The 6,873-nt window shown below is 59.0% G+C and carries 8 protein-coding genes; 4 read left to right on the forward strand and 4 right to left on the reverse strand.

From position 1 onward, the window contains the following. The 4 genes from glyS to AC3GOJ_RS09820 all read left to right on the forward strand — a co-directional run. A partial coding sequence (glyS, locus tag AC3GOJ_RS09805) for a glycine--tRNA ligase subunit beta (protein WP_488237286.1) occupies positions 1 to 998 on the forward strand: 998 nt, incomplete at its 5' end. 9 nt (positions 999 to 1,007) lie between these two features. Further along, positions 1,008 to 1,559, forward strand: a complete 552-nt coding sequence (gene gmhB / locus AC3GOJ_RS09810; RefSeq protein WP_488237287.1) for a D-glycero-beta-D-manno-heptose 1,7-bisphosphate 7-phosphatase — start codon at positions 1,008 to 1,010, stop codon at positions 1,557 to 1,559. Positions 1,560 to 1,568: 9 nt separating this feature from the next. After that, entirely contained in the window at positions 1,569 to 2,300 is a 732-nt protein-coding gene (locus tag AC3GOJ_RS09815) for a lysophospholipid acyltransferase family protein (protein WP_488237288.1), read from the forward strand. Then, on the forward strand, positions 2,272 to 3,054 hold the full coding sequence (locus AC3GOJ_RS09820) for a M48 family metallopeptidase (protein ID WP_488237289.1): 783 nt from the start codon (positions 2,272 to 2,274) through the stop codon (positions 3,052 to 3,054). Before AC3GOJ_RS09815 ends, AC3GOJ_RS09820 begins: the two co-directional genes overlap by 29 nt. A 22-nt stretch (positions 3,055 to 3,076) precedes the next feature. Here the strand turns inward: AC3GOJ_RS09820 and AC3GOJ_RS09825 are convergent, their stop codons facing one another. The 4 genes from AC3GOJ_RS09825 to AC3GOJ_RS09840 form a co-directional block, all read right to left on the reverse strand. Beyond that, a complete protein-coding gene (locus AC3GOJ_RS09825; protein ID WP_488237290.1) occupies positions 3,077 to 4,453 on the reverse strand; it encodes a TAXI family TRAP transporter solute-binding subunit in 1,377 nt (458 codons plus the stop codon). Between the two features lie 10 nt (positions 4,454 to 4,463). Beyond that, the gene (locus tag AC3GOJ_RS09830) at positions 4,464 to 5,183 is read right to left on the reverse strand and encodes a type III pantothenate kinase (protein WP_488237291.1); all 720 of its coding nucleotides are present in this window, start codon (positions 5,181 to 5,183) and stop codon (positions 4,464 to 4,466) included. A 7-nt stretch (positions 5,184 to 5,190) separates the two neighbouring features. Beyond that, on the reverse strand, positions 5,191 to 5,994 hold the full coding sequence (locus tag AC3GOJ_RS09835; RefSeq protein WP_488237292.1) for a biotin--[acetyl-CoA-carboxylase] ligase: 804 nt from the start codon (positions 5,992 to 5,994) through the stop codon (positions 5,191 to 5,193). Beyond that, on the reverse strand, positions 5,954 to 6,873 hold a 920-nt coding region (locus AC3GOJ_RS09840), incomplete at its 5' end, for a sigma 54-interacting transcriptional regulator (protein WP_488237293.1). The genes AC3GOJ_RS09840 and AC3GOJ_RS09835, both read right to left, overlap by 41 nt.

The following is a 6,873-nucleotide window of genomic DNA, read 5'->3' on the forward strand; positions in this document are numbered from 1 at the left end:
CGCAACTGGATCGTCTGCTGCGCGTACAGAACCTGGCAACACAGATCGGTAACGCGATTGGTGCCGATACCACCCACGTGGCACGTGCCGCCGAGCTGGCCAAGGCTGACCTCGTCACCGATATGGTCGGCGAGTTCCCGGAGCTGCAAGGCGTTATGGGCCGCTACTACGCCAAGCATGATGGCGAAGCAAACGATGTGGCCGAAGCCATTGCCGATCATTACCGCCCGCGCTTTGCCGGTGATGAACTGCCCAGCAACAACGTCGGTTGCGCCGTGGCGCTGGCCGACAAGCTGGATACCCTGGTGGCATTCTTCGGCATCGGCGAAAAACCGACTGGCGACCGCGACCCGTTCGGTCTGCGCCGTGCCGCACTGGGCGTGCTGCGCCTGTTGATGGAGCGCCAGCTGCCGCTGGAGTTGCCGCAACTCATCTCATGGTCGGCCGGCACCTTCCCGGCGGGAACCTTGCAAACCGATTTTGAACCAGCGCTGCTCGGGTTTATTACCGACCGTCTGCGCAACCTACTGAAGGATCAAGGCGAGCCGCAGGATGTGGTGGAAGCCGTGCTGGGTATCAACCCGGCCCGTATCGATCGGGTTCCCGCCCGTCTGGCGGCTGTGCGCGAGTTCTCGGCTCAGCCAGATGCTCTGGCGCTGGCCGCTGCCAACAAGCGCATCGGCAATCTGCTGAAGAAGGTGGACGACGTTAACGCACTGGGTGCTCCAAGCGCCGCGCTATTAACAGAAGCCGCAGAAAAAGCGTTGTTTGATCAGGTGACCGCCCTGGCCCCGACCATTGACGAAGCCATGCGCGCCGAAGCCTATACCGATGCCTTGATGGCACTGGCGCAGGTGCGCGCCAGCGTCGATGCGTTCTTCGAAGACGTGATGGTGATGGCCGAAGACGCCAAGGTGCGCCAGAACCGTTTGGCACTGCTCAAGGCACTGTCGGACCAGATGAACGCCGTGGCGGACATCGCCCGCCTCGCCGTCTAAAGAACCATCATGAAGCTGATTATTCTCGATCGGGACGGTGTCATCAACGTCGATTCGGCGCTGTACATCAAATCGCCCGCCGAATGGAAACCGATCGAGGGCAGTCTCGAGGCCATCGCCCGTCTGAACCAATCGGGCTACCGTGTGGTGGTCGCAACCAACCAATCCGGTATCGGTCGCGGCCTGTTCGACATGGATACGCTGAACGCCATGCACGAAAAGATGCACAAGTGCCTTACAGCAGTCGGCGGTCGGGTTGATGCCATTTTCTACTGCCCGCACACGGCCGATGAACAATGCGATTGCCGCAAGCCCAAGTCCGGCATGTTCGAGCGCATCGCCAAAGTCTACAACATGGACCTGAGCGGCATACCGACCATCGGAGATTCGCTGCGTGATCTGCAGGCCGGGAGCGCCGCCGGCTGCACGCCCATACTGGTACGCACCGGTAAAGGCGAAAAAACAGCCGCCGAGGGCAACCTGCCGCCGGGAACAACCATTTACAATAATCTGGCCGCCGCCGTGGATGCCCTACTGGGTAAAGCAGGTAAAAAGGACTAAGTGCACTGTATGACCGTGCTCCGCTCGGCGTTGTTCTCCCTGGTGCTGACCGTCTGGACCATCTTCTGCGGCATCCTGGTGCTGTGTACCTACATCCTGCCCGAAAGCCCGCGGTTCCGCTGTTGCTATGCCGTTTGCCAGATGTGGCGTTACGGCTTTATGGGGATGTGCCATTTGATTCTGGGTTTTCGCTACGAGCTACAGGGGCGAGAAAACATTCTGCGTACGCCGGCGATTTATCTGGCCAAACACCAGTCGGCCTGGGAAACCGTAGCCCTGCAGATCTGGACACCACCGGCGGTATTTGTCCTTAAGCGTGAACTCTTGCACATCCCGTTTTTCGGCTGGGCCTTGTGGGGACTGCGTATGATCTGGATTGACCGCAGTGCCGGTAAAGCCGCCCTGGAGAAGATTGTGACCCAGGGAGAACAGCGCCTTCATGAGGGCTTGTCGATCATCATCTTCCCGGAAGGTACGCGCGTCGCAGCCGGCAAAATGGGCAAATTCAAAGCGGGTGGTGCCCATCTGGCTAGCTGTACCGGCGCCCCCGTCGTTCCCGTAGCGCACAATGCCGGCGAGCTCTGGCCGCGCAACGCTTTTGTCAAAAAACCGGGCAAGATTACTATCCGATTTGGGCCACCGATTGATCCGACCGGCCTGAGCGAAAGCGCGTTGAATGCCCGCGTGGAAACCTGGATCCGCGAGGCGATGCATGAACTTCCTCCGGCTATTCAGTACTAATACAGCACCGGCTGCACCGTCAGCCGCCGGCGAACAGGCCCGTTGCATCACGTTTTCCGACCGGATCGTGCCGTATACGATCCACCGCAGTCAGCGACGCCGACTGTGTCTGACGGTTGACCACCGTGGGCTACGCGTTCTGGGCCCCATGAGCCTCACCATCCGCCAGGCGGAATCGATGTTACGCGAGCATGAAGCCTGGATCCTGCGCAAACTGGATGCCTGGCGGACCGAACGGCTGAATCGGGATTGGCGGGTTTCCGGCAACGTGCCCTTGCTGCTCCTTGGCGAAAAACACCTCGTACAGCTTGTCACGCATTCTGCGCGCAGCATGCGTATTGAGAAATCAGCGGCCTTGCTTCGATTGCATACCCGGACACCGCTCGACGATCTGGCAAACCAACGGGCACTGGTCAAATGGTTACGCATCGAGGCCATGCAAGTGTTCGAGGTTCGCGTGGCACATTACGCAGCGCGCCTGGGCGTTGCCATGCCGCCGCTGTCTTTATCGCAGGCGCGTACGCGCTGGGGGAGCTGCACCAGCGCCGGTCATATTCGCCTCAACTGGCGTTTGGTTCACTTGCCGATGCCCCTGATCGATTACGTCATCGCCCATGAACTGGCGCACCTGCTGGAAATGAACCATAGCCCACGCTTCTGGGCCATCGTGGAAAAAATTTACCCCGGCTGCCAAGCGGCACGTAAAACGCTGCGCCAGCAAGTGACTGCCCTACCGGATATTGAGATCCGCTGATCAAGCCTACAGCCCGCGGTTTTTAGGCTCGACGGTCGGGCATCTCAAGGCTGGCCACAATGTCTTCACGCACAATATTAATGGCCGCACGCAAATCGTAATAGGCCGTCCGGTTGCCGGTCGGCACCCAGAGTGCTCGCGCCTTATCTTTGAGCGCATCCAGCTGGTCGAGCAAATCAGCCGTGATCGGCGCATCCATGTCCCGACGGAAAACCATCTCATTTTCAACCTGACGGAGTTCGTCGTAACAGGACTCCATACTCAACTCCGCATGTGTCTTGCGGTAGCTCGGCAAAAAACTCATGAGCGGTATGACGATCGCACCAATCGCCAGCAAGTAGAACCAGATCTCGTCAAACAGACTGGCCAGCCAGTAAGGAACATACCCCCAGAGGAGTGGCGAACCCTCCTTGAAGAAACGGCGAGCCACATCACTTTCCGGTATACGGGTGTCGATGTAAGCCGGAAACTTGCCGTGGCTGAAATATGAAACACGCTTGCGCTCGAAATCCTCGGTTGCCTGCATCAACAACAGCTGGAGCGCCGGATGTAATTTATCTGTCGTCAGAATATCCATCGTGCTGCCAATCAGCTTGATGTCCTTTTTGGGAATAGCCGGATGTAGATCAAAGGCACCGGCCGGCAGCGTCAGAGCGGAAAGATGCGGATAATGCCGCGCGTACGCATCGGCAAATTTGAAACTGTAGATATTCAGGCCTGGCGTTTCCGCCAAGACATGGAGATTCTCTGAGGCCATGCTGGCTGACAAAAACATCGCGTCGATCTTGCGCTCCTTGAGCGCCTCTATGGATTTCCCCGTATCCAGATCAACCAAGCCTTGCATTGTCAGATCAATGCCCTGCCCTTGCAATACCGGTTCGAGCAAGGCCCGCGTGCTACTGCCCACCACATTGATGGATGTCCGGCGGGTCGACAGGAAGGTATTCAGGTCCGCCTCTTCAATCTCCGCGCCGTTATAGAACAACCATAAGGGCAGATAAGAAATCGAACCCAGCGATAACAAATGCTCGCTGTTTTCGCCCAGAGGCAAGCCCCCCTGCGCAAAGATTGCATCCACCTTACCCGCTTCGAGCAGTTCGAGGTTTTCCTGATTGCCTTTCGTAGGAAGTAACCGGAGATCAACACCATGTTTCTTGAAAAAACTCTGATATTTGTGAGCCACCACGTCTGCCGATGAGTGTGCCTGGCCGGTGGCGATCGTCATGGTTTTCGGGGGCACCGGGCGCACGACATAGATCAGCAATACCGCGACCATCAATCCGGGCAGGACGTAGTACCAGTTGCTTTGCAGGAACGACCAGAAGGCCAACAACTCTTCGACGACGACCTTGCGAAAGTTGCCGGGGGCTTTAGGGGGTAGTTTTTTTCTCGGTGTCATCATCATCGCTTCAGCGAATTTGCGCCAGGCCAGAGAGCACGAGATCGTCGACGCGCTTTAGGCGCGTGCCCATGGCAGACTGCAGCGCGAGCGCACTGCCGCCCGTCACGAGCCATGGCGCATCTGCTGACAGGCGCCGTCCCATGCGTTCAATGGCACCGCAGGTGGCCTCAATGGCACCACTCGTCATGGCATCATGGGTATTATCTGGCATCTGCGGCATCGCCCGGTATACCCCTTGAGCACGAGGTAATCGTGCCGTACGCAGATGCAAGGCATCCAGCATCAGATCCACGCCCGGAAGAATCAACCCGCCCCGGTAAACCCCGCCATGTTCGTCGGCGTCGATCAGATCAATGGTTGTGGCGGTTCCTGCACCAATCACCAGACAGGGCTGCCCCACCATCGCCCAGGCACCTATGGCCGATGCCCAGCGATCAACGCCCAATGTCTCGGGTGTCCCGTAGGCATTGCGCAAAACCCCTGCTTGCGGGCTCACGGAAAAGCGCTCTGGCATCACATGCCAACGCGCGAGGACGGATGTCTCCTGCGCCGCTGAAACCACGCTGGCATAGAGAATCTGTTGCACATCGACGGCAGCCAACTGATGGCACCAGGCATCCAAAGTTGGCAGCGCATAATCCACCGCACCTCGCTGCACGAGCTGTCGGCTTGCGTCGGCCAGCGCCCATTTAAGGCGGGTGTTTCCGAAATCCAGTAAGAGCTTCATCTTTAAACTATATCCTGCGCAGGCTAACATCGCCGGTCATCATGTATTCGGTACCTTGGTCGGTCTTCACGCGTAACGCCCCATCCGCACCCACGCCTTGGCAGATGCCGGTTACGCTCACGATACCGTCTTCGGTCATCTGGATTGGCAGATGCTGCCAGACATCCTGGGCATTCCAGTCAGCCGCAAACGGGGCAAACCCCTCGCAGGCAAACGCGGGCAAACGCTCAAAAAGCACATCCAGCACGCAGGGTAATAATGCTTCCGGCGTCACCGGATCAACAAACAGTTCCGACAAGGCGCCTATCGTTTGATCGCTGACAGCGGCATCCAGCCTGGCATCGGCGATGCAATTCAGGCCGATACCGATCACCACCGCCAGCTCCCGCCCCTGTTCGGGCATTGTCCGGAGCGTGGATTCGATCAGAATGCCGCCGGCTTTAGCGTAGGCGCTATCGGCCCGGTGCAGCAGGAGATCATTCGGCCACTTCAAACCGCATCGTGCACCTGCCACTCGCTGCCCCAAACGGGGATCGGCCAGAGCCTGCACAACGGCCAGGCCGACCAGCAATGACAGACCCTGCAGGCGCGCAGGGTCTGGCGGGAAGATCCACAGCAATGAAAACGTCAGGCTATGATCTGCCGCCGCCTGCCAGCTTCGACCACGGCGGCCACGGCCGGCCAATTGCTGGCGCGCCACAAAGACAGTGCCGGCCGACACCCCCGCCTCTGCCGCATCGAGCAGCAAACGGTTGGTCGAGTCGCAGGACTCAAACCGGGTGATCTTTGGCCGTATTTTTTGCGGGTGCATCCTCATCAAGCCTGAGTTCCTGGATTTTGCGCGTAATTGTATTACGACCGATCCCCAGCAACTGTGCTGCTTCGATTCGACGCCCGCCCGTGTGGTGCAATGCCCGGGCAATCAACGTTCCTTCGAAACGCTGCATGAGCTGCGCATAAATGGCGTGAGCCGCATCCTGTCCATGGACGGAGGCTTCGAGGAGCATCGCATCCACCAACACCGCCAGCTGATCTGTCCATTCGGCACCTAGGCTGATCGGTGCTGACACCGAGGTCTGGGCCGGCGTTGTCATGACCGCCGTTTCGGTCATCGGGATACCCGACGCCTCCTGGCGCAGCTCGGGCGGCAGATCGTTGATGTCGACCGTCTGCCCGGGCGCCATTACTGTGAGCCAGTGGCACAGGTTTTCCAGCTGACGGACGTTACCCGGGAAGGGCAACGAGGTCAGATAGGCCATGGCCGCTGGCGTCAGCTGTTTCGGCTCGCCACCGAGTTCTCGCGCACTCCGCGCCAAAAAGTGCATGGCCAGATCCGGGATATCCTCGCGGCGCTCCTTGAGCGGCGGCAAGCGCAAACGAATCACATTCAGGCGGTGAAACAGGTCTTCACGGAAGAGGCCCTGACGCACCCGCTCTTCGAGGTTCTGGTGCGTGGCGGCAATCACTCGGACGTTGGATTTGATCGATTGATGCCCCCCCACCCGATAGTAGTGGCCATCGGACAGCACCCGCAACAACCGGGTTTGCAGCTCCGATGGCATATCGCCGATTTCATCCAGGAACAACGTGCCGCCATCGGCTTCTTCAAACCGGCCGCGGCGCTGCGTGGCGGCCCCGGTAAAGGCACCTCGCTCATGGCCAAAGAGTTCGGATTCCAGCAGATCACGCG

This window comes from Fluviibacter sp., from assembly GCF_057744235.1.